21 protein-coding genes and 1 pseudogene are annotated in these 22,995 nt (G+C 67.3%); 15 read left to right on the top strand and 7 right to left on the bottom strand.

The features are described from left to right. Both VMV82_07980 and VMV82_07975 read left to right on the top strand, forming a co-directional pair. Positions 1-1,378: hypothetical protein (locus VMV82_07980; GenBank protein HUY41489.1), on the top strand; the 1,378-nt coding region annotated here is incomplete at its 5' end. Next, positions 1,375-2,196, top strand: coding sequence for a CBM20 domain-containing protein (locus VMV82_07975; GenBank protein HUY41488.1), 822 nt, complete (start codon positions 1,375-1,377; stop codon positions 2,194-2,196). The genes VMV82_07980 and VMV82_07975, both read left to right, overlap by 4 nt. Here the strand turns inward: VMV82_07975 and VMV82_07970 are convergent. After that, on the bottom strand, positions 2,193-2,867 hold the full coding sequence (locus VMV82_07970) for a hypothetical protein (GenBank protein ID HUY41487.1): 675 nt from the start codon (positions 2,865-2,867) through the stop codon (positions 2,193-2,195). The genes VMV82_07975 and VMV82_07970 overlap by 4 nt on opposite strands. A 62-nt stretch (positions 2,868-2,929) precedes the next feature. Between VMV82_07970 and VMV82_07965 the strand changes: the two genes are divergently transcribed. Further along, positions 2,930-3,889 carry a glycosyltransferase family 2 protein gene (locus VMV82_07965; GenBank protein HUY41486.1) on the top strand — a complete coding sequence of 320 codons (960 nt, stop codon included), beginning with the start codon at positions 2,930-2,932 and terminating at the stop codon, positions 3,887-3,889. Here the strand turns inward: VMV82_07965 and VMV82_07960 are convergent. Next, positions 3,881-5,203 carry a thymidine phosphorylase gene (locus VMV82_07960; protein HUY41485.1) on the bottom strand — a complete coding sequence of 441 codons (1,323 nt, stop codon included), beginning with the start codon at positions 5,201-5,203 and terminating at the stop codon, positions 3,881-3,883. The two genes, VMV82_07965 and VMV82_07960, sit on opposite strands and share 9 nt — an antisense overlap. Between VMV82_07960 and VMV82_07955 the strand changes: the two genes are divergently transcribed. Further along, positions 5,198-6,490 carry an O-antigen ligase family protein gene (locus VMV82_07955; protein HUY41484.1) on the top strand — a complete coding sequence of 431 codons (1,293 nt, stop codon included), beginning with the start codon at positions 5,198-5,200 and terminating at the stop codon, positions 6,488-6,490. The genes VMV82_07960 and VMV82_07955 overlap by 6 nt on opposite strands. Here VMV82_07955 and VMV82_07950 read toward each other — a convergent pair. Further along, positions 6,462-6,854 (bottom strand): Hsp20/alpha crystallin family protein, encoded by a 393-nt coding sequence (locus tag VMV82_07950; GenBank protein ID HUY41483.1) that lies wholly within the window; start codon positions 6,852-6,854, stop codon positions 6,462-6,464. The genes VMV82_07955 and VMV82_07950 overlap by 29 nt on opposite strands. A 63-nt stretch (positions 6,855-6,917) precedes the next feature. Between VMV82_07950 and mfd the strand changes: the two genes are divergently transcribed. The 4 genes from mfd to VMV82_07930 all read left to right on the top strand — a co-directional run bounded on the left by mfd (position 6,918) and on the right by VMV82_07930 (position 12,897). Beyond that, a complete protein-coding gene (mfd, locus tag VMV82_07945) occupies positions 6,918-10,262 on the top strand; it encodes a transcription-repair coupling factor (GenBank protein ID HUY41482.1) in 3,345 nt (1,114 codons plus the stop codon). A gap of 80 nt (positions 10,263-10,342) precedes the next feature. Then, positions 10,343-11,293: a peptidylprolyl isomerase gene (locus VMV82_07940; GenBank protein ID HUY41481.1), complete on the top strand. Its 951-nt coding sequence runs from the start codon at positions 10,343-10,345 to the stop codon at positions 11,291-11,293. Between the two features lie 39 nt (positions 11,294-11,332). Then, positions 11,333-12,541 carry a nucleoside triphosphate pyrophosphohydrolase gene (mazG, locus tag VMV82_07935; GenBank protein HUY41480.1) on the top strand — a complete coding sequence of 403 codons (1,209 nt, stop codon included), beginning with the start codon at positions 11,333-11,335 and terminating at the stop codon, positions 12,539-12,541. After that, on the top strand, positions 12,538-12,897 hold the full coding sequence (locus VMV82_07930; GenBank protein ID HUY41479.1) for a hotdog domain-containing protein: 360 nt from the start codon (positions 12,538-12,540) through the stop codon (positions 12,895-12,897). Before mazG ends, VMV82_07930 begins: the two co-directional genes overlap by 4 nt. A gap of 166 nt (positions 12,898-13,063) precedes the next feature. Here VMV82_07930 and VMV82_07925 read toward each other — a convergent pair whose 3' ends face one another. From VMV82_07925 to VMV82_07910, 4 genes and pseudogenes are all read right to left on the bottom strand, one after another. Further along, on the bottom strand, positions 13,064-14,212 hold the full coding sequence (locus VMV82_07925; protein HUY41478.1) for a lipase family protein: 1,149 nt from the start codon (positions 14,210-14,212) through the stop codon (positions 13,064-13,066). Continuing rightward, positions 14,206-14,298: pseudogene (locus VMV82_07920) on the bottom strand (hypothetical protein). The gene VMV82_07925 and the pseudogene VMV82_07920 overlap by 7 nt, the downstream one beginning before the upstream one ends. A 206-nt stretch (positions 14,299-14,504) precedes the next feature. Next, on the bottom strand, positions 14,505-15,896 hold the full coding sequence (locus VMV82_07915; protein ID HUY41477.1) for an MATE family efflux transporter: 1,392 nt from the start codon (positions 15,894-15,896) through the stop codon (positions 14,505-14,507). A 5-nt stretch (positions 15,897-15,901) separates the two neighbouring features. After that, a complete protein-coding gene (locus tag VMV82_07910; GenBank protein ID HUY41476.1) occupies positions 15,902-16,405 on the bottom strand; it encodes a PadR family transcriptional regulator in 504 nt (167 codons plus the stop codon). A 67-nt stretch (positions 16,406-16,472) separates the two neighbouring features. On the opposite strand from VMV82_07910, the gene VMV82_07905 reads away from it, so the two are divergent. The 7 genes from VMV82_07905 to VMV82_07875 are packed head-to-tail and all read left to right on the top strand — an operon-like array spanning position 16,473 to position 22,925. Next, complete coding sequence (locus tag VMV82_07905) at positions 16,473-16,730, top strand: S4 domain-containing protein (GenBank protein ID HUY41475.1); 258 nt, start codon at positions 16,473-16,475, stop codon at positions 16,728-16,730. Then, positions 16,727-17,611, top strand: coding sequence for a DNA-binding protein WhiA (gene whiA / locus VMV82_07900; GenBank protein HUY41474.1), 885 nt, complete (start codon positions 16,727-16,729; stop codon positions 17,609-17,611). The genes VMV82_07905 and whiA overlap by 4 nt, the downstream gene beginning before the upstream one ends. 9 nt (positions 17,612-17,620) lie before the next feature. Continuing rightward, complete coding sequence (gene gap / locus VMV82_07895) at positions 17,621-18,640, top strand: type I glyceraldehyde-3-phosphate dehydrogenase (GenBank protein HUY41473.1); 1,020 nt, start codon at positions 17,621-17,623, stop codon at positions 18,638-18,640. 25 nt (positions 18,641-18,665) lie between these two features. Further along, positions 18,666-19,850: a phosphoglycerate kinase gene (locus tag VMV82_07890; GenBank protein HUY41472.1), complete on the top strand. Its 1,185-nt coding sequence runs from the start codon at positions 18,666-18,668 to the stop codon at positions 19,848-19,850. A gap of 2 nt (positions 19,851-19,852) precedes the next feature. After that, a complete protein-coding gene (gene tpiA / locus VMV82_07885; GenBank protein ID HUY41471.1) occupies positions 19,853-20,611 on the top strand; it encodes a triose-phosphate isomerase in 759 nt (252 codons plus the stop codon). After that, the gene (gene gpmI, locus VMV82_07880) at positions 20,608-22,140 is read left to right on the top strand and encodes a 2,3-bisphosphoglycerate-independent phosphoglycerate mutase (GenBank protein ID HUY41470.1); all 1,533 of its coding nucleotides are present in this window, start codon (positions 20,608-20,610) and stop codon (positions 22,138-22,140) included. The genes tpiA and gpmI overlap by 4 nt, the downstream gene beginning before the upstream one ends. Next, positions 22,137-22,925, top strand: a complete 789-nt coding sequence (locus VMV82_07875) for a purine-nucleoside phosphorylase (protein HUY41469.1) — start codon at positions 22,137-22,139, stop codon at positions 22,923-22,925. The genes gpmI and VMV82_07875 overlap by 4 nt, the downstream gene beginning before the upstream one ends. Positions 22,926-22,995 lie beyond the last annotated feature (70 nt).

Genomic DNA, 22,995 nt, shown 5'->3' with positions numbered 1-22,995 from the left:
CGACACGTTCGACTTCGCGAACACGCAAGGCATGCGGCCGGATTTGACCGCGCACACTGCCGTCGTCGGCGCCACGTCGTACGTGCGCTTCGAAGGCGTGACGAGCTATCTCGTCGGCCTCGGCTTCCCGCTGCCGTCGTTCTACGTCAGCTTCGCCCCGACGCCGGCACTCGCGCGCAACTCGCTCTCGGGCGCGTGGGCCGACCTCACCTATCAGGCGACCGGAAACGCGAACTCCATCACGGCCTTTCACACCCGCTACGACCCGACCAATCACATCTACGAAAGCTTCGAGCAGCATTTCGCGGGCCAGCACGAGTACGCGGTCTTCTCGCTCAATCCCGCGACCGCACCGGCGAAGTTCTGGAACCTCGTGACGGGCGACACGATCGGCAGCCGCCTGCAGCTGAATACGTTTACGCAGTTGTACACGTATCAGTACGGGTTCGGCAAGCCACACGCGGCGGCGCAGTACACGATCGTGCAGGCGAGCCAGGCGCTGCCGCGTTGGTCGCTGCAAGCGTACGCGAACCTCACGAACTTCAACCTCCTTGGCCCGGGAGCCACGGGCGGGCTGCCCAACGGAGAGACGGTGGGCGAGCTCGATCATCCTTCGCAGCTCGAACTCAACGCGAGCTCGTCCCCGGAGCGCATCTTCGGATCGCCCTTCTACGAGCAGCTTACCTTCGGCGCGGGCTTCGCGCACGATTCGTACGGCAACGGCTTGCAGGGGTACGGCGGGGTGACGTACACGACGATATGGAACCAGCTCGTCGGCTTCACGATCTCGCTCCCACAGCTCGAGTTCGGCAACATCAACAGCCGCTACGACCATTACATCCTCTCGGGGTCGTTCACGAAGCAGCGTCAGTGGTACAGCGTGCCGCATCACGTCGACACCACCTCGTTCGTGGCGACGCTGAGCAGGCAGATCACGCACACGATCGGCGTCTACGCGGGATACAGCGTGCTCAACACGGGCGACTACTATCTGCGCGGCGGCTACTCGGTCTCCTCACCGCTCATCAACGGCGTCTACGATCCGGGCTTCCAGGCCTTCAAGGGCGTTGCGACGCAGCGCACGTTCACCTTCGCGACCAACTACGTGCCGAGCCCGGAGTTCACGCTCAGCCTCACCTATCGCCATCACGACGATTTCCCGGCGCCCGTCCCCGGCGTCTTTCCGCTGCCGCTGCTCAACCCGCTGGGGCAGTTCATCTCCGCCAACTGGCTCGGCCAGCCGCCAAACGAGCTGACGCCTGAGGTTCACGTGCGCGTCTCGAAGCACATCGCGCTCGACGTCGCGCGCACGTACTACTTCGGCTTCGCAACGCTGAAGTGGAGCCCGTCGGTCTTGCTGCAGGTGACGAACCAATGAGATCTGCGGGCGCCGTTCTCGTCGCGCTCTGCCTCGCGATCCTCGCGAGCGTGGGCGCCGGCGCGCAGGCCGTGCGCGTGACGGGCCAGCTGCTCGCCTATCAAAACGGGTACGTCTTCTTCACGACCGGCGACGGGTTCCACGTCGCGTCCTCGGTCGTCATCACCGACGCCAAGACCGGCGGCCCGACGACGCTGCGGCCGAAGCCGCGCATGTGGGCGCTGGCGACCTTCGACGCGCAGGGCACCGTCGTCGCGCTCGGGCTCTCGCGCGCGCCGTTGCCGCCCGAGGGCGACTTCGCGCTCGTGCGGCGCTTCGCGGTCGCGCTCTCGTCGCCGTATCCGAATCCCGATCTCGCCCAGCCGCACAGCACCTTACCGGTGCACGCCGTTGCGGGAAGCGGCAGGCCGGTGGTGGTGCTCTTCAAAGTGCAGGTTCCCGCCACGACGCCGTTCGATGCATCGGTCTACATCACGACCGACGCGAGCGATTGGAACCCGCAGGCGATTCCGATGCAGCGCGTCGACGCGTTGCACTTTCGCATCGTCGAACGGCTCAACGTGGGAACGGTGCTGCACTATCTCTACACGCGCGGCTCCTTCGACTCCGAAGAGCGCTCGGAGGGCGGCCTCGAGGTGAAACCGCGCACGGCCGTCGTGACGAACGTCGACGATCAGGTCTACAGCAGCATCGTCTACCGCTGGGCCGATCAGAGCACCGGCGGCGAGCTGATGCAGCCTAACGTCTTTCCGACGCCGTACAACCCCGCGCCGTTCCCCAACCTCCCGCCGGGAATCCACACGCCGGCCCCGCTCTAACGCACGATTATCGGCAGTGCCTGTGACACGGCGTCGCCCCGCGTGTTGCGGGCGACGATCTCGAGCATGTACGTTCGGCGTCGCAAAAAGAACGGCAGGCGTGGAACCGTGACCGTGATCGTGAACTGCCCTGGCCCGATCTTGCGCATCGGTTGCGCGTACCCGGCGACGCGCACCTCGACGCTTGCGGTGTTCGATGACGCGATCACGTCGCCGGTGACGGTTTGACCGCCCACGACCACGTAGCTCGGAACGTAGACGTCGATGATGCGCGGCGACGCGTCGGGCAGATCGAATCGCGCCGGCGGCAGCGTGGCAAACGCGATGACACGGGGCCGCGGCGACGGCAGGTCGAGCGAGCGCGACAGGAGCGGAAACGTGCCGAGCGCTTGCGGCGTCGGTACGGGCTGCGGTGCCGCTGGAATCTCCGATGGCGCCGGCGACGCGCGCGCGGCGGGCGCGTCGCTTGCCGCAGCCGGCGGCGGCGTTGCGCGCAACGCGGGCAACCCGCTCGGCGACGGTGCGACGCTCGGCAAAGGCGCCGCGAGACGCGAGAGCGGCGGCGCGAGCGCGCTCGCAGTCGCAACGGGCGACGCGCCGCTTGCATCGTGGTGCGCGCATCCTGCGATGAGAATCGCGATCGACAGCGCTGCGATGCCCATACGCGACATATAGGGAGCGTTCTCGTGCTCGCGTGCGGGTTCCGCTTCTCTCGCGTCGAAATCGCCCGCCGATGGAGAAGCGTCCCCTGCTGAGCGTGGTCGTTCCGCTCTACAACGAAGAAGGGAACGTCGCGCCGCTCTTCGAGCGCATCGAGGCGATTATGACGCGCTTGCCGCAAGCGCCGTCGTATGAAATCGTCGCAGTCAACGACGGCAGCTCCGACGCGACGCTCGATCGCATTCGCGACGAGCTGCGGCGCCGCAGCGGCGTCGTGCTCGTGAGCCTCTCGCGTAACTTCGGGCATCAGCTCGCGGCGACGGCCGGCATCGATACCGCAACCGGCGATGCCGTGATTCTCATGGACGGCGATCTTCAGGATCCGCCCGAGCTGATCGAAGCATTCGTCGCGAAGTGGCGCGAGGGGTACGACGTCGTCTACGCGATCCGGCGCTCGCGCAAAGGGGAGAGCCTCTTCAAAGTCTTTACGGCGCGGCTCTTCTACCGCATCGTGCGGCGTTTGACGAAGGTCGATATCCCGGTGGACGCAGGGGATTTTCGCTTGATGAGCCGGCGCGTCGTGGACGCGCTGCGCAGCTTTCGCGAGCGACATCGCTTCCTGCGCGGCATGGTGAGCTGGGTCGGCTACAAACAGATCGGCGTGCCGTACGATCGCGACGAGCGCCACTCCGGAATGACGAAGTATCCGCTCGCGAAGATGCTACGCTTCGCGGTCGACGGCATCACCTCGTTTTCGGACGCGCCGCTGCGCCTCACGTCGTACCTCGGGTTCTGCTCGAGCGTCGTCGCGTTCGTCTACGCGATCTACGTCATCGTCTCCAAGCTGCTCAACGTCAACCCGCTCGGCTACACGCCCGGCTGGGCCTCGACGATCGTCGCCGTGCTCTTTCTCGGCGGCGTGCAGCTCATCGGCATCGGCATTCTCGGCGAATACCTCGGCCGCGTCTACGACGAGGTGAAGGGAAGGCCGATCTACCTCATCAGCGAGATCGAACGCTCGGCATCATCCTGACACGGTTGCGTACACGAGCGGGCGGGGTTCGGGCTTTTCATCCGAGATCGTAAAGCACGGCGTAAGCATAGTTGCATCGGCCGCAGCTCCATAGCCGCGGGCGAGGACGTCGCCGCGCTCGATGCGATCGCCGATGCGCGCCGCGACGACGACGCCTGCGCTCGATTCGCGCTCCGACCACGCGCGCGCCAGGTTGCCGATCTCGACCGCGTCAACCGCGTGCACGTACCCCGCGCGCGTTGCTCGCGCCTCCTCCTCTCGCTGCGGCCGCCGCATCGCTTCCAACGCCGCGCGCGAGCTGCCTTGCGCTTCGACTAACGCGACGAGCTTCTCGTACGCCGCGCCGGAGTCGAGCGCGCGCTCCGCGACGCTTTGCGGCTGCGCGATGCCTGCAACCGCGAGCATCTCGGCAGCGACGCTCAGCACCGCCTCGCGAACGCGCGCGTCGGAGATCTCGCCGCGAAGCAGATCTCGCGCCTCGATGGCTTCGATGCCGGTTCCCACGGAGCGCCCGAGCGGCTCGTTCATGTCGGTCACGAGCGCGCGCGCCTCACGATCGAAACGCGCGGCCACGGAGACGAGCTCGTGCGCGAGCGCCTCGGCATCGGAGACGCGCTGCATGAACGCCGCGGCGCCGCACTTCACGTCGAAGACGAAGGCTCGCGCGCCGCCCGCGATCTTCTTCGAAAGAATCGATGCGGCGATGAGCCCGACGCTCGGCACGGTTCCCGTGCGGTCACGCAGACGGTAGAGCCGCTTGTCCGCCGGCACCAAGCGCTCCGACTGCGCCGCGATCGCGCACCCGACGCGCTCGACCTGCGCGACGAACGCCTCGCGCGAGAGATCGGTGCGCATGCCTGGGATCGCCTCCAGCTTGTCGATCGTTCCGCCGGTATGCCCGAGCGCGCGTCCGGAGAGCTTGGCGACGCGGACGCCGCACGCGGCGACGAGCGGAACGGCGACGAGCGAGACGATGTCGGAGACGCCGCCGCTCGAGTGTTTGTCGACGACGAAGATCTCGGCCGGAAACTGGATCGTCTCACCGCTCTCGACCATCGCTTTGGTCAACGCGGCCGTTTCGGCGACACTCAGCCCTCGCCATAGTGCGGCCATGAGCATCGCCGCCATCTGTGCATCGTCGACGCGCCCGGCAAGATAGGCGCAGAGCATCTGCTCCCAGGCGCGCGGTTCGAGCTCTCGGCCGTCGCGCTTGGCCTCGATCGCGCGCCGCATCGCCGCTTCGTCGAAGAAACTCTCCATGTCGAGCGCGTGGATTTCACCGCCGGCAGAGCGAAGCCCGCCATCGTCGTGCATTACCTGCCGGTCGTCGATCGCATCTTCTTGCCCGAGCCGCTCGACCCGCTGTGGGCGATGCTTTTCTTGGCTGCCTTCCTCGCTGCCGTCGTCGCGACGGTGCGGCGGCCGTCGTACGGCATCTTCTTCTCGATCTGCGTGCAGCCGTTTCCGCTCGACCACTACCTCTTCAACACGACGGTGACGTTCCCGAAAGTCGTGCTGCTCGGCATGCTGCTCGGGTTGTGCGCGCAGCCCGGGTGGAGGAGCGCGCTGCGCGAGGCGCCCGTGCGCCGCATCTTCGTCGCGCTCGCCGCCGTCGCGTGCGTCGTCGCCGTCACGATCGCGGTCGCGCTGCACCGCGGCCCCGCCGTGCGCGAAACCTTCAAATGGCTGGAGTACGCCGCGCTCTTCCTCGCGGTCTGCGTTGCGTACCGGCGCGATCGCAACGACAGTCTTCTCCTCTACGGGTGGACGGGCGTCACGCTCGCCGTCTCGCTTCTCGCGCTGCTGCAAGAAGGGATCGGCGCGCCATGGGCGCTCAGCATGAGCGGTGCGATCGTGCCGCGCATCGCGGGTCCGCTCGGCGGACCGAACCAGCTCGCCGCATATTACGAGATCGCGCTGGCAGCGCTCTGTGCGTGGTACGTGCGCGATCGTTTCGTCGCCGGCACGATCGTCGTGGCGTTCTGCGCGCTCGCGCTGACCTTCTCGCGTGGCGGCATCGCCGGTGCGGCGATTGCGATTGGAACGATCTTCATCGCGCGCACGAGCGCGCGACGCGCGCTCTTCGCTCCGGTTGCGGCGGGAGCGGTTCTCGCAGCGGCATGCGCGGGCTTCTGGGACGCGCTCGCGCACGTCCCCGGGCTCTTGCCGCGGCCGCCGTCAACGAACTATGCCGGCGGCGTGGGGCACCGCAGCGAGCTCTGGCGTGCAGCCATCTTCTTCTGGCGACGCCATCCGTTGCTCGGCATCGGTGCGGGAAACTACGAGCTCGAGCTTGCGCAAGCGGGCATCGCCGGCGTACGCACGCATGCCAACAGTTGGTATTTGCAGGCGCTCGCCGAAGGCGGCATCGCGCTCTTCCTCGCGACGCTCGCCCTCGTCGTCACGACGCTGCGCACGCTCGCAAGCAAATTGAACGAGGCGGCACCGTGGCAGATCGCCGCGCTTGCCGCCTCACTTGCTCTGATTCTCCACCAGGTCGTCGACTATCTCGTCTTCTATCCGAAAGTTGCCGGGCCGTGGTGGATTCTCGTTGCGCTCGGTGCGAGCTCGATTAGACGCTCTTCACCGAAACCGGCTTGACCTCGATGCGCTTGGGCTGCGCCTTGGGGTGCAGCTTCAGCGTGAGCGTCAAGAGGCCGTTCTCGACCTTCGCGTCGATCGCGTCGGCGTCGATCTCCTCCGGCAACACGACCGAGCGGCGGAACGAGCGTTTGTCGTTCTTTCCGGACGCGGTCAGCACGCCGTCTTCGATCGTCACCTCGATCTGTTCCGGCGTAAAGCCGGCCACCGGCATCTCGATCTCGTAGCCGCTCTCCGTGCGCGTGATGTCGATCCCTAGGTTCGATCCCCAGTTCCCGAGAAGCCCGCGAAACGGGTCCCATCCGAGCAGATCGAAGCCGCTCCGGGAGAGATTCCCGCGCGACGTCGTCGATAAGTTGCTCATGCGTTCTTCTCCAATCTGTTATAATGTGCGGCCCATGCGGCCGCGCTTTAGCACTCTCTTAGCATGACTGCCAATCTTCTCAACTCGCCCTCCGGCCCGCGGGTTTCGCCCCCGGGCATGGCCAAGGCGCTGACCGCCCTCGTCGGCGCGAGCAGGCCGGGAGCGGCGGTTCTCGAGCGCCTGCGGGGAGGCCACGCCGCCGCCTTGCACGAGACGGCTGCCGCAGCCCGGCCGGCGCTCCTGGCGGCCTTTGCCCGGGCGCTCGGCGGAGGGTTCTTCTGCATCGTTCCCACCGCCGACATCGCCGAACGCGTCTACGCCGACTTTCTCTACTACGCCGGCGGCGAGGCGGAGCGTTCGGTTGCGCTGCTGCGCGCGCGCGAGGACCCGTTCGGGGCGCTCGAGAGCCCGAGCGAGCGCAGCGCGCGCATCGCCCTCTTCGACGCGCTCGCCGACGGCGCGCCCGTCGTCGTCATCGCCGGCGTCGCGGCGGTGCGTCAGTACGTCGTGCCACCCGAGCGCTTTCGCGCCCTGCGCTTTACCGTACGGCGCGCAGAGACGCTCGACTGGGAAGCGACGCTGCGCCGCTTTCACGATCTCGGGTACGAGCGCGCCGACGTCGTCAGCGCGGCCGGCGAGTACGCGGTGCGCGGTGGGATTCTCGATTGCTTTCCACCGACCGCGCAAGCGCCGGTGCGCATCGAGTTCTTCGGCGACCGCGTCGAGTCCATTCGCGCCTTCAATCTCGAGACGCAGCGCAGCCATGAGGAGATCGACGCGATTACGGTGCCGCCGTGGGACGAGACGCCGCGCGACGACGATCGCGCGACGCCGCTCGACTATCTGCGCGACGACGCGACGATCGTTCTCGACGAGCCTGCAGCGCTCGCGTCGGTCGAGAACGCGCTCGTTGACGAGGAGCGCGTCGAAGGCGCCGGCGCGCACGCGTCGCTCGACGACCTCACCGATGCGATCGCGCGCCATCCGACGCTGATCGTGCCGGGCGCGATCGCGCCGCACGAGGCGCTGCGCTTCGTGCCGCGCGCCGAGCGCTTTGCCTTGGAGTGCCGGCCGGCGGAGCATTTCAACCGCCGCATCGAGCTCTTCACCGCGGCCGTGCAGCAATCGATCGCCGACGGCGAGCGCGTTGCAATCGTGACGACGGCGGTCTCGCGCATGCTCGAGCTGCTCTCCGCGGCCGGGATCGAAGCGCACCGCTGGAGCGACGCGGCGCGCGACTTGCCCTTCGCGAGCGTCTGGGTCGACGGCGGATCGCTCGAAGCGGGCTTTACCGTGCCGCAGCTGCGGCTGCGCGTGCTCGGCGACCGCGAGATCTTCGGCCTGCCGCCCAAGCGCGTCAAGCTGCGCGCGATCAAAGAAGGCGTGCCGGTCACGCTTTCGGATCTGCGCGTGGGAGATTTCGTCGTACACGCGGTTCACGGGATCGCCCGTTACGACGGCTTGCGCACCGAGACGATCCTCGGCGCAACGCAAGATTATCTCGCCTTGCAGTACGCCGGCACCGACCGCATGCTCGTCCCGGTGACGCAGATGCACCAGGTCACGAAGTACTCCGCCGCGGAGGGCGCGACGCCGCGCCTCTCGCGCATGGGCGGCGGCGATTGGTCGCGCACGAAGTCGCGCGTCTCGGAGTCGCTCGCGAAGATCGCCGACGGCCTCGTGCAGCTCTACGCCGAGCGCGAGCTCGCGCGCGGTCATGCGTTCGCGCCGGACACGCCATGGCAGGCGGAGATGGAGGAGGCGTTCCCCTACGAGCTGACACCCGATCAGCGCACGGCAATCGACGCGGTGAAAGCCGACATGGAGAGTGCGCGCCCGATGGACCGCCTCATCTGCGGCGACGTCGGCTACGGCAAGACCGAGGTCGCGATTCGCGCAGCCTTCAAGGCGATCGCGGATCACACGCAAGTCGCGCTCGTCGCTCCGACGACGCTGCTCGCCGATCAGCACTTTCGCACCTTCAGCGAGCGGTTCGCCGGCTTCCCGATTCGCATTGCGTCGTTCTCGCGCTTCACGCATCGCGCGGCGATGCGCGAGCAGCTGCAGGCGCTCGCGCAGGGGCGCATCGATCTTGCGATCGGCACGCACCGCCTGCTGCAAAAGGACGTCGCCTTCGCCGATCTCGGCCTCGTCGTCGTGGACGAAGAGCAGCGCTTCGGCGTGATGCACAAAGAGCGCTTGAAGGAGTATCGCGCGAGCGTCGACGCGATCACGCTCTCCGCGACGCCGATTCCGCGAACGCTCCACATGTCGCTGATGGGGGTGCGCGATCTCTCGGTGATCCGCACGGCGCCGAAGAACCGCCTCTCCGTCAAGACCGTCGTCGTGCCGGCCGGCAATGCCGTCGTCGCGCACGCGATCTCTACCGAGCTGGATCGCGGCGGTCAAGTCTACTACCTCCACAACCGCATCGACTCGATCTACGCGCTGCGCAACGCGCTCCAGGAGCTGGTTCCGCGCGCGCGGATCGTCGTCGCGCACGGTCAGATGCGCGAGCGCGAGGTCGAGCCGATCATGCAGGCGTTCATCGACGGCCAAAGCGACGTGCTCGTCGCCACCACGATCATCGAGAACGGCTTGGACATTCCCAACGTAAATACGATGATCGTGGACGACGCGGATCGCTTCGGCCTCGCGCAGCTCTATCAGCTGCGCGGGCGCGTCGGGCGCTCGAACCAGCAGGCGTACTGCTACCTTCTGTATCAGGGGCACAAAGCGCTCTCCGAGGATGCGCAGGCGCGCCTGGAAGCCATCGTCGAGTTCACGCATCTCGGATCCGGAATGCAGATCGCCATGCGCGATCTCGAGATTCGCGGGGCGGGCAACTTGCTCGGTGCGGCGCAGTCGGGTTTCATCGCATCGGTCGGCTTCGACACGTACTGCCAGCTGCTGGCGGATGCCATCGCCGAACGTCGTGGCTTGACGGCGCCGCTCGAAGAGCGCGGCGAAGCCGTGATCGACGTGAAGATCAACGCCTTCATTCCCAACGACTACATCCCGCAGGTGTCGCAGAAGATCGCCGTCTACCAGCAGCTCGCCAAGGCGCGCGGCGAAGGCGAGGTGGACGATATCGCTGCGAGCATCCGCGATCGCTTCGGCCCGTTCCCCGAGCCGCTCGAGCGGCTCGTCGAGCTGACGCGGCTGCGCGCGATCGCCCTGCGCAAGCGCGTCACCCGCGTCGTCGTCGACGAGGAACGGCTGACCCTGGGCGTCGGCTCGGGATTCGCGCTGAGCGCGGCCATGATTCCGCGCTTTGCAGCGCTGACGAAGAACCGCTTCCGCTTCAGCGACGGCAAGGTGCTCGTCGATCTTCCGCACGCGCCAGCGGGCAGCCGACCGGAAGACCTCTGGATGCCTCTGCTGCGCGAGCTGCTCGAGGCGATCTAGAGATGGAGAGGGCCCCGGCAGCGGCCGGACGAACCTTTCGCGCCGACCTTTTTCCAAATTCTCCCTGGGAGTTCATATTGATGTCCAAAGCTCTCCGCATCGTCGCGGGCTCGGTTGCGCTGCTGCTCGGCGCGTCGCTGGCAGCGTGCGGCGGCGGCTCCGTCGTCACCGTCAACGGCCAATCGATCAGCCGCGCGCAACTCGACACGAAGCTGGAAGGCAGCCCGATTGCGCGCAGCATTCTGCAGCAGATGGTGCAGGAAGCGCTCATCACCCAGTACGCCGCGCAGAACCACATCGCGATCACCGATGCCGACATCGCTGCGCGCGAAGACCAGCTGAAGGCGAACTATCCGGGCGACGCCTGGTCGCAGATGCTAGCGGCGCGTGGATTGACCGAGCAAGACGTTCACGACGCGCTGCGCATCCAGCTGATCCTGGACAACGCGCTGCAGCGCAACATCACCGTCACGGACGCGCAGATCGCGCAATACTTCAGCCATAACCACGCGGCGTTCGACACGCCCGCGCAGGTATGCGCGAGCCACATCCTCGTTCCGGACCTCGCGACGGCGAACAAGGTCGAAGCGGCGTTGCACGCGCACGGCAACTTCGCCGCGCTCGCGCAGCAATACTCGATCGATCCCGGTTCGAAAGCCAAGGGCGGTAGCCTCGGCTGCTTCCACCGCGGCCAAATGGTTCCGGCGTTCGATCAGGCGGCGTTCTCGCTGCCGATCGGGCAGATCAGCCAACCCGTTCACTCGCCCTTCGGGTATCACATCATCCTCGTGACGTCGCGCCAGCCGGCGCAACGCGCGTCGCTCGCATCGGCGCGCGATCGCATCAAGCTCGCGTTGACGCAGCAACAGGAAGCGCCGCTCGTGCAGCCTTTCCTCGAGAGCCTGCAACAGAAGGCGACGATCACGGCAACCGATCAGCGCTTCGCGGGGCTCTTCCCCTCGCCGCCGCCGATGCCGTCGGTGGCGCCGGCAACGGCAGCACCCGCATCGCCCGCACCCTCGCCGCACTAGCTCCTAGGGTAAGGAGCGCGCGTCGCTTCCGGGCGTGAGATGCTCGTCAGGATCGTCGGACTCGGACCCGGTGACCCGCGACTGCTCACGCTCGGAAGCCTCGACGCGCTGCGCGGCGCCGGCCGCACGATCGTGCTGCTCGCTCCGCGCGAGCTCGTCGCCTATCTCACGACTTCAGGCATAACCGTCGACGAAGGCGCCGTCGCCGACGAAGCGCTCCTCGTTCGCGGAAGCACCGACGCCATCGCGGCCTTTTGCGCGCAGCTCGAATCGCAACGCGGCGACGACGTCGCGCTCGGCGTGCTCGGCAATCCGCTCTCGGACTTTCCCGGGCTGCCGCCGCTCCTGCGCGCGCTCGACGCGCGCCGCATCGCGACCGAGATCGTTCCCGGGATGCCGCGCGCGACGCTCTCCGCGTCGATTGCGATGCCGCTCGTCCCGCTGCCGCCGCAGTCGGCGCACTACTCGTGGGAAGACCTCGTCGAGATCATGGCGCGGTTGCGCATGGGGTGCCCGTGGGATCGCGAGCAGACGCACCGCACCTTGATTCCCTATCTCATCGAAGAGGCGTACGAAGTCGTCGACGCAATCGAGCAGGCGCCGCACGAGCACGCAATGGAGCACTTGTGCGAAGAGCTCGGCGACCTGCTGCTCCAGATCGTCTTTCACGCCCAGCTCGCCACCGAGACCGGCGCGTTCACCGTTGCGGACGTCGTGGATTCGCTCGCCAACAAGATGGTGCACCGCCACCCGCACGTCTTCGCCGATGCCGTGATCGACGACGTCGACGCGCAATGGCGCAACTGGGAGCGCCTCAAAGCGCAAGAGAAGACCGGGCGCCTGCGCAGCAGCCGCCTCGACGGCATCCCGCCGCAGCTCGGAGCGCTGCAGCGGGGCCAGCGCATGCAAGAGAAGGCCGCACGCGTCGGCTTCGACTGGCGCAGCGTCAGCGGCGTGCTCGACAAACTCGTCGAGGAGCTGCGAGAACTGGCCGAGGCGCGGCGCGCGGCAGCGGACGACGGGCACGTGCGCGAGGAGCTGGGCGATGTGCTCTTCACCATCGTGAACCTGGCGCGATCGCTCGGCGTCGACGCCGAGAGCGCGATGCGGGACGCCAACGAGAAGTTTCACCGGCGCTTCGCGTATCTGGAGAGGCGCGCCGCCGAGCAGAACAAGGTCCTTGGCGATATGACGATGGATGAGCTCGAGGAGTTATGGCAAGAGGCGAAGAGAACGAGCGCGCGATGATCCGCGTGCGCATGAGCGCCGCGGACGCGCATTACGGCGGCAATCTCGTCGACGGCGCGCGCATTCTCGCGCTGTTCGGCGACGTCGCGACGGAGCTCTTGATCCGCAAGGACGGCGACGAGGGCCTCTTCGCCGGCTACGACTCGGTCGAGTTCCTCGCACCCGTTCGCGCCGGCGACTACATCGAAGCGACGGGCCGCATCGTCTCCGTCGGCAACCGGTCGCGCCGCATGGAGTTCGAGGCGCACAAGATCGTGGAAGCACAGCCGGAGATCGCTGCGAGCGCGGCGCGCGCGCTTGCCGAGCCGGTGCTCGTCTGCCGCGCCTCCGGCACCTGCGTGTCGCCGAAAAAATAGGGCACCGAGAGGCGCTCGAATGACGCAGCGTTCCTATGTAACGCGAGAGTAACGCGAGCGTGCGGCTTACGCCGCCGATTCCCCGCGCATGAGGTCCGGCAGGTCCGAAGAGATGATCGAGCCTGCGTGGCTTGAACCATTGGGCAAGGCCGTCATCGGCAGCGATCTACGAGCACCCGTGTGGCGGCGTGCCCGCAAAGCGCGCCGCGACCCACGCCGCCGCATCCGCATCGGTCTGCAGCAAGATCGTCCCGTGCGTCGCGCTCGGATAGGCTTTGAACTCCGTCGGCGTGCCGTCGCGGCAGAGCACATCACGAATGGTATTGGTGACGCCCCCTCCGATAAGCGGGTCGGAGCCACCCTGCAGGAGCAGCACGGGTACCGGTATCGAGAGGTTCTCCGGATCGGTGTTCGCTTCGACGTCTCCGTACAGATCCTCGATCTCCGCGTCGGCCTGCGGCCGAAAGATCGTACTCGGGACGATGCGGCTCCAACCTGAGTCGCTCATCAGCTCGTCGATACACTCGTCTTGCAGCTCGGGCACGAGACGCAGCGCCTGCGGCGTGAGTATCTGATCCAAGACGATGCGCGGATCGGACGCGGAGAAGCCTACGATCATCAGTCCCAACATGGCGAAGACACCGCTGGGCTGATCGTCGTCGAGCGCGTCTTGCACCGCTCCCTCCAGACGCGTTGCGGGAGCGTAAGCGACCGCACCGACGAGATCGAGCTCCGGCGCCCAACGCTGGCCGAAGCCGGCCGTATCGAGCGCCGCCGTTCCACCCTCGGAGTGTCCCATGACGATCCACTTCTTGCCGATGTGCGGATCGATCTCACGTGCCGCGCGAATGATGTCGGTGAGATCGCGCGCGAGCGGCGTTGCAACGAAGTATGGATGGATTCCGGAGGTGCCGTTTGCCTCGTAGTCCGTTTGTGCCACCGCGTAACCGCGGCGCACGAAGGCGTCCATCGCGCGCTGCTCGAGATCGTTCGACGGAAAACGTGAGGGTGCGCACTGCGGCCCGTTTCCTGTCGTTCCGTGCGCCCAGCTGATGATCGGCCATCCCTGCGGCGGCGGCGTGCCGTGTGGAATCGCGAGCATGCCCGAGACCGCGACGAACGTGCCGTTTGCCCCTACCGTCTCATACAAGAGCCGGTAGTTCACCGCCGCCGAGCGCAAGGCAGGCCCGCCGGTGAACTGCCGCACCCAAATTACGCGCCCGCTCTGCGGCGAAGGCAGCGGACTCGGCGGCGTGTAGAAAGCGTCGCCGGGCGGTCCGAGCATCAAGGCCGCCATCAGCAGCTGGATCAGCACGCGTAGACGGCCCTGCCGGGATGCTCGGCGGCGTCGCCGAGCTGTGCCTCGATGGCCATAAGACGATTATACGTCGCGATGCGCTCGCTGCGCGAGAGGGGCCTTCAACAGGGACCGCTACCCACTCCGGCGGAACGGGCTGCGCCCGCTCGAACTCGGAACCGAGACATGCGCACCTTACGGAGGTGCCGCCACCAAGTTGCGCTACGGGCGCAACGCGGAGGACGTAGCTCTTGCGCGTTGTGCTGCGGTTTCAAGAGTATTGCGCGACGAACGAACGAGCGAACGCTGCTTACACGAGCCTTTCGTGCGTGCGTTTCTTCCAGAAGAACGTGTAGTACGCGTACTGCAGCAGCACGACAGCAACGAAGGACACCGGATAGCCCATCCACACGCCGTCGAGGCCGTAGACGTGCATCAGCACGTAGGCCACCGGCACCTCGACGCCCCAGATCGCAACGATGCCGTTGATGGTCGGCCAAAGGACCGCGCCGCTCGAGCGCATGACGCCGCTCATTACCGCGCTGTTGCCGAAGAGCAGATACGACCACAGCGTAATCATCAATAACGCGTGCGCGATCGTGAGCGTGTGGGGATCGACGATGAACCAGCCGATGATCTGCCACGCGAAGACGTAGCAGAGCGCGATGAGGACGCCGCCGATCGCGTAATTGAGCCCGACTGCCGTCCGCACGACGCCGCCGAGCATGTCCTCGCGGCGCGCGCCGATGCACTGCGCTCCGAAGATCGACGCCGTGATGCCGATCGACATCGCCGGAAACTGCACGTATGACACCACCTGATTGACCGCGCCGTATGCGGCGGTCGCGCTCGACCCGAAGTGGTTCACGAAAGAAATCACCGCGATCTCGGCGAGCGAAACCATGATGACTTGGATGCCCGTCGGGATCCCGATCTTGAGCACCGCCCAGAGGATGCGCGGATCCATGAGCATGTCGCGTGCGGTTTCGCGATCGAACCGCAAGGGGTGGTTCGTTACGTGCAGGCGGATGAGGAATGCCGCGAACGAGATCCCTTGGCTCAATAGACCCGCGACGGCAACGCTCACCACGCCCAGCTTCGGCAGCCCCATCCAGCCTGCGATGAACGCGGGCGTGAAGAGCACGCCGAGCAGCGTGCTGAGGATGAGAAAATAAAACGGCGTCGTCGAGTCGCCGGTGCCGCGCAGGAACGTCGTGTACGCGAGATACGGGAAGATGATCGGCGAGGTCAAGAACGCGACGCGCGCATACGCATCGGATTGAGCGATGATGTTGGAGGGCGTGCCGAGCAACTGCAGGAGCGTGGGCGAGGCCCACGTGCCGACGATCGCGACGATGATGCCGAACGCGAGCGTCGCGCCGAGCACGGTCCCAGCAATCTTCTTGACGCGGTGCTCGTCGCGCGCGCCGAAGGCTTGACCGATGAGCACCGTGCTGCCGCTCGCGATGCCGATGAGAAACGAGAAGAGCAGGAAGATGACGGGAAAGACCGCCGAGACCGCAGCGAGAGCGTCGGTACCGATCATCCGCCCGAGAAAGACGCTCCCGAGCGTCTGCGATGCGGTTTGCAGCAAGTTGCTCAGGATGAGCGGGATGAGAAATACCAAAAAAAGCGTCCACAGCGGACGCGACGTGTCGAAAATGTTGACGCCAGGCCGCCGCGCGGGCTGGGACTGCGCCATCGCGCCTACTCCTGTGCGAGAAGCGTGTAGATTTCTTTGCGGGTCCGATCGAGGAGATCGCGCGCGCGCGCGATCGTCTCGTCCTTTGCATGTCCGGCGAGCTGTTCCACCGCGCTGCCGAGCCGCTCCAGCGCGTCCTGCAACTCATCGCCCGGTTCCTCCCGGCTCTGCGAGACCGCTTCGAAGAACGACGCGACGTCGGCGGCACGGTCTTCGAGCAGCGTGCGCCCCTTTTCGGTGACCTGATAGGTGCGGCGGTCGCCCTCCTGGCGGCTCGTCACGTACCCCGAGGATTCGAGAAACGCGAGCAGCGGATAAACGGACCCCGCGCCGGCACTCCAACCCTGCTCGCGAAATGCGCGAATCAGATCGTAGCCGTGCCTCGGAAGCTCCGAGAGCAGCTTCAGCATGACGAGTTTGAGCGCCCCGCGGCGAAAGCGCTTTGCGTGCCCCCTGTACCCCGTCGATCGCCAGAAGCGATCCTCGCGCCATCCATCGGCCCGTGCCATCGCGCAGCCTCCTTTCGAGCTATCACAAGACTATATAGATATATCGATATATGTCAACTAGACAGGCATGCGGCTCGATAAATTCCTGAAGGTCGCCCGGCTCGCGAAGCGCCGCTCGGAGGCCCACGAGGCCCTCGAGCACGGGCGGATCCTAAAAGATGGCGTTGCGCTCAAGCCGGCCTATGCCGTGAAGCCCGGCGACATCCTCGAAATCCGCTACGCGACGCGCTGCGTGACGATTCGCGTGCGGGAGGTTCCGCTGCGCGTCACGCCCGCGGTGCGACCCGCGGAACTCTACGAGCAGCTCGAGGTGCGCCTCGAGTGAACGAGGCACTCGGCCCCGACACGAAGGATGCGCTCGCGCGGGAGCTGCCGCAGGCCGCGCACTGCCGCCGCGCGCTGCTCCTCGCGCTCGCCTATTACGGCCGCGACGCGCGCGGTGAGGCGTTCGTGACGCATCGCAACGCGGTTGCGCGGCTCTTTTGGTCGTTGCTCGAAGATCGCAAAGGGCAGGCCGTCGCGGCAACGGCGACGCGCGCGCTGCGGGGGCTGCCGCGCTTCTCCATTCCGCTCCCGCAGGCGTTGCCGGCGCAACCGCCTCGCCCCGCGCACCGCTGCGACCGCCTCGCCGAGCTGCGCGCGGCGTTTCTCGTCTTCGGCGTCGTTGCGACGGGCGCGCGCGGTTACCACTTGGAGTTCGCACCGCCGGACCCGGCCCGCGCGCAGCGCCTCTCCTCGCTGCTGCGCGCGCTCGGCGCGAGCCCGCACAGGAGCCGCCGGCGAGGGCGCGACGTGTTCTACTTCAAAGACTTTCAGACGATCGCCGACCTGCTCGCACGCATCGGCGCGCACGGCGCGGTCCTCGCGCTAGAAGACGTGCGCGCGCTGCGCGAGACGAAGAATCGCATTCATCGCCTCGTCAACACGGAGGCGGCGAATCTCGAGCGTGCCGCACGTGCGGCGGCAGCGCAACGCCAAACGATCGAGTACGTGGCGCGCGTCCACGGACTTCGCCGGCTCTCGCGGCCGCTACGCGAGATCGCATCGCTGCGGCTGCGTTTTCCCGGCGAATCGCTGGCGGAGCTCGGTCGGCGCTGCGATCCGGCGATCGGAAAAACGACCGCATCCACGCGCCTCGGTGCGATTGCGCGGCTGGCCGCTCGATTGCGCTCCCCCCAGCAGGGGCAGCCCGGCGGCGGCCGGTAAACGGGGCGCATGCGCATCGGAATCAACGGCTTCGGCCGCATCGGGCGGAACTTTGCAAAAGCGCTGTTCGAGCGGCGCCCGCTCGTCGAGATCGCGGCGGTCAACGATCTCACCAGTGCGGCAGAGTGCGCGCATCTCTTCAAGTACGACAGCAACTACGGAACGTACGGTGGCGACGTGCGCGCAGAGGGCGATGCGCTCCTCATCGACGGTCGCCGCATCGCCGTGCTCGCAGAGCGCGATCCCGGCAAGCTGCCGTGGCGCGATCTCGGCGTCGACGTCGTCGTCGAGTCGACCGGCCTCTTCACCGATGCCGCGAAGGCGCGCGCGCACATCGACGGTGGCGGCGCGCGCAAAGTCGTGATCTCCGCCCCCGCAAAAGGGGAGGACATCACGATCGTCCTCGGCGTCAACGACGGCCGCTACGATCCGGCGCTCCATCACATCATCTCGAACGCTTCCTGCACGACGAACTGCCTCGCCACGGCCGTCAAACCGCTCGTCGACCACCTCGGCTGGGTGAAGGGCTTCATGACGACCGTGCACTCCTACACGAACGACCAGCACATCCTCGACGCCCCGCACAAGGATATTCGGCGCGCACGCAACGCTGCGACGAACATCATCCCCACGTCGACCGGCGCTGCGAAAGCACTCTTCCTCACCATTCCGGAGGTGGAGGGAACGTTCGACGGTTTTGCGCTGCGCGTGCCCACGCCGACGGTGTCGATGATCTACCTCGTCGCGCAGGTCAAGAAGGCGACGACGAAGGACGAGCTCAACGCGATCCTGCGCCGTGCCTGCCAAAACGAACTGCGCGAGTACGTGCTCTTCTGCGAGGAGGAGCTGGTGTCGAGCGATTTCAAGCGCGTGCCGTACAGCGCGATCGTCGATTCCAAACTGACCAGCGCGAACGGCGATCTCGTGCAGATCGCCGCCTGGTACGACAACGAATGGGGCTATTCGTGCCGGCTCGCCGAGCTGACCGCGATGATCCTCGAGAGACTTCCTCGCGAAGCGCATCGCTGAGCGCCGCCGCTAGGACTCCTACGCCATGCGCACGATGGACCAGCTCGAGGTCGCGGGCAAGCGCGTTCTCGTGCGCGAGGACCTCAACGTGCCGTTGGTGCGCGACGGCGAGCGGGTGCGCATCCTGGACGCGACGCGCGTCGACGCGGCCGTGCCGACGCTGCGCCTGCTGCGCGAACGCCACGCGCGCATCATCGTGCTCTCGCACTTGGGCCGTCCCGGCGGCCATCCCGATCCCGGCTGCTCCCTGCGCCCGGTCGCCGCGCTCCTCGCGGAGCATCTCGGCGCGCCGGTGGACTTTGCATCGGACTGCATCGGCGAGCCCGCGCAACGCGCCGTGGATCGCTTGCGCGACGGCGACGTGCTGCTGCTCGAGAACGTGCGCTTCCATCCCGGCGAAGAGCGCAACGACCCCACCTTTGCGCGCGCGCTGGCCGCGCTCGGCGACGCGTACGTCGACGACGCGTTCGGCACCGCCCACCGCGCGCACGCCTCGACCGAGGCGATCGCGCATATGCTGCCCAGCGCTGCCGGACCGCTGATGGAGGCCGAGATCGCCGCCCTGCAGCCGCTCATGAACGCCCCCGCTACGCCCTACGTCTGCGTCATCGGCGGCGCAAAGGTCAAGGACAAGGTCGGCGTCTTGAGCGCGCTCGCGCAACGCGTGACCGCGTTTTGCATCGGCGGAGGGATGGCGAATACGCTGCTCGCCGCGCGCGGCGTGGACGTCGGGCGATCGCTGCGCGACGAGGACCTCGATCCGGCGCGCCGCATCCTCGCGCTCGCACTGGAGCGCGGCGTCACTATCCATCTTCCGATCGACGCGATCGTCTCTAGCGGATTCGACGCCGACGAAGGCGCGCACGCCGTCGCGATCGATGCCGTCGGCGACGGCACGATCCTCGACATCGGCCCGGCGACGGCGGCTGCCTACGCTCGCGTCATCGAAGCGGCAAAGACCATCGTCTTCAACGGCCCGATGGGCGTGTACGAGAAGCCGGCGTATCGCAGCGGCACGAAGGCCGTGGGCGAGGCGATCGCCCGTGCAACGGCCGCGGGAGCGACGAGCGTCGTCGGTGGAGGCGACGCCGCCGCCGCCGCGCATCTGCTCGGGTTTGCCGACCGCATGACGCACGTCTCGACCGGCGGTGGAGCGACGCTCGAGTTCCTCGAGGGCAAGACGCTGCCCGGCGTGGCGGCGCTGCAATAGACGTGCGGCGTCTCGTCGTCGGGAACTGGAAGATGCACGAGACCGCGGCGCAGGCCGGCGAGCTCGCGCGCGTCATCGTCGCGTCGCTCGACGGCGCGCAGCTGCACGAGCGCGATGTCGAGGTCGTGCTCGCTCCTCCATTTACGGCGCTCGCCGCGGTGCGCGCCGCCGCACGCGAGAGCGCGGTTGCGCTCGGCGCGCAGAACATGCACTGGGCGAACGCCGGCGCATTCACCGGCGAGATCGCGCCGCCGATGCTCGTCGAGCTCGGCGTGCGCTACGTGATCGTCGGTCACTCCGAGCGCCGCCGCTATTTCGGCGAAACCGACGCCGACGTGAACCGCAAGGTGCGCGCCGCACTCGAGCACGGGCTGACGCCGGTCGTGGCAGTAGGCGAGACGAGCGAAGAGCGCGCGTCGGGCGCGACCGACGAGCGCGTCTCGGCGCAGACGCGCGCCGCGCTCGAGGGGATCGCACCGGAGCGCTTGCACGACATCGCGATCGCGTACGAGCCGATTTGGGCAATCGGCACGGCAAAGAGTTGCGAGCCCGGCGAAGCCGCCCGCGTCATGGCGCTCATCCGCGGCAGCGTCGCCGGGCTCGAGCACACACCGCTGCTCTACGGCGGAAGCGTCACGCCGGCCAACTTCGCAGCGTATCTCGCGACGCAGCACTGCCGCGGCGGGCTCGTCGGCGGCGCGTCGCTCGATGCCGCGGCGTTCGCAGCGCTCGTTCGCCTCGCTTGCGACAAAGCGGCGTGACGTATCGGCCGGTCGTGCTCGCCATCCTCGACGGCTGGGGCTGTCGCAGCGATTCCCACGGCAACGCCATCGCCGCAGCGGCGCTGCCGTATTGGCGCGGACTTCTCGAGCGGTATCCGCACACGACGCTCGATGCCTCGGGGGAGCAGGTCGGGTTGCCCAAGGGCATCATGGGCAACAGCGAGGTCGGCCATTTAAATCTCGGCGCGGGACGCGTCGTGCCGCAGGGCGTGACGCTCATCGACGAAGACATCGCGCGCGGCGAGTTCGCGAAGAACCCAACGCTGCAGGCGGTGCTCGCGCACGTGCGGCGCACGGGCGGAACGCTCCACCTGATGGGTCTGCTCTCCGACGGCTGCGTGCACAGCGCGATCGCGCATCTCTTCGCGCTCGCCGACGCCGCGGTTGCCGCAAGCGTGCCGTTCGTCGTCGACGCGTTCCTCGACGGGCGCGACGTCCCGCCGCGCTCGGCCCTCCAGTACGCAGCGCAACTCGACGCGCGCCTGGCGAAGATCGGCCGGCCCGCAGCGATCGCGACGATCTGCGGGCGCTTTTACGCGATGGACCGCGACAAGCGCCCGGAGCGCACGCAGGCTGCGTTTGCGATGCTCGCGCGCGGCGTCGCGGAGTTTCGTGCGCCCGACGCAGCGACGGCGATTCGCAACGCCTACGCGCGCGACGAGAGCGATGAGTTCGTTCGGCCGACGATCGTGGGGGAGCCGCGTCCCGTGCGCGACGGCGACGCGTGCATCTTCTTCAACTTTCGTCCCGATCGCGCGCGCCAGCTCACGACGCTCTTCAACGAAGCGCTGGCGACGGGAAGCTGGCGCGACGGCCTTTTTGCGACGATGACGAAGTACGACGAGACCTATCCGAACCCGGTGCTCTTCGGGCCACGACCGCAGCTCGACACCTTCGGCGACGTTCTGTCGCGCGCGGGGTTACGGCAGCTCCGCCTCGCCGAGACCGAGAAGTACGCGCACGTGACGTACTTTTTCAACGGCGGCCGCGAGCAGCCGTTGCCGGGCGAAGACCGCGAGCTCATCCCCTCGGACCGCAGCGTTCAAACGTACGATCGTGCGCCGGCGATGCGGGCCCGCGAGATCACGGACTACGCGCTGCAGGCAATCGCGAGCGGTACGTACGATGCGATCGTCATGAACTACGCGAACGCGGACATGGTGGGCCACACCGGCGCCTGGAAGCCGACCGTTGAGGCCGTCGAGTTTCTCGACACGCAGCTCGCGCGTCTCGGCCCCGCCGCAATCGATGCGGGCGGCCTGCTCGCGATCACGGCCGATCACGGTAATGCCGAAGAGAAGATCGACGCTGCCGGCAATCCGCTCACTGCGCACACGACGAACCGCGTGCCCTTCGTGCTCGTCGCCGCGAACCTCGACGTGCATCTCGCATCCGGAGGCAAGCTGGGGGACGTTGCGCCGACCCTGCTCTCGCTCATGGGCTTGCCGATTCCACGCGCAATGACCGGCACGAACCTCCTGACTCGTGTCGAAGGATACCGACGATGAATGCGATCGAACCGGACGCGGCCCTCATTCGCGACACCGCCGGCGGCACTATCGACGTCGCCATCGTGCTGGGAAGCGGCCTCGCGAAGGCTTTGGGCAAGGGCTTCGAGCGCATCGCGATTCCCTATGACCGCCTGACGTCGCTGCCGTTCTCAGCGCTGCCGGGGCATCGCGGGGAAGCGCTCGTCGGCACGTGGTGCGGGCGACGCGTTCTGGCCTTCTCCGGACGCGCGCACCTGTATCAAGGTTTTACGCCCGCGCAGGTCACCGCCGGCGTGCGCCTCGCGCGCGCCGCGGGCGCCCGCACGATCGTGCTGACGAACGCCGCGGGGGCGCTCAACCCCGCATACGGCGCCGGCGACCTCATGCTCGTCGCCGATCATCTCAATCTCACCGGCACGAATCCGCTGCTCGGCGCGGGGTTCGAGAATCCGTTCGTGGACATGGCCAATGCGTACGCGTCGCGATTGCGCGACGTTGCGCGAAGCCACGCGACGCACGCGCACCGGCTGCGCGAGGGCGTCTACGTCGGTCTGCTCGGGCCGAGTTACGAGACGCTCGCGGAAGCGCGCTATCTGCGCACGATCGGCGGCGACGCGGTCGGCATGTCGACGGTCCTCGAAACGATCTTGGCACGGGCACTCGGCATGGAGGTGCTCGCGTTCAGCCTCATCACGAACGTCGTCGGTGCTGCGGAGACGACGCACCAAGAAGTCATGGCGACCGCAGACGCAAGCGCCCCGCAGTTGGCAGACCTCATCGAGAAGACCTTACCAACGACGTGAGAGGCGGCGCGATGCTGCTGGTAAAGCCCGCGCTCGGCTGCGCGCAAGCGCTTCGCTTCCGCATCACCCT

This window comes from Candidatus Dormiibacterota bacterium (assembly GCA_035532035.1).
Classification (GTDB): Bacteria; Vulcanimicrobiota; Vulcanimicrobiia; order Vulcanimicrobiales; family Vulcanimicrobiaceae; genus Tyrphobacter.
Note: the sequence above shows the minus strand (reverse complement) of the source record. Positions and strands in the feature narration are given on the sequence as shown.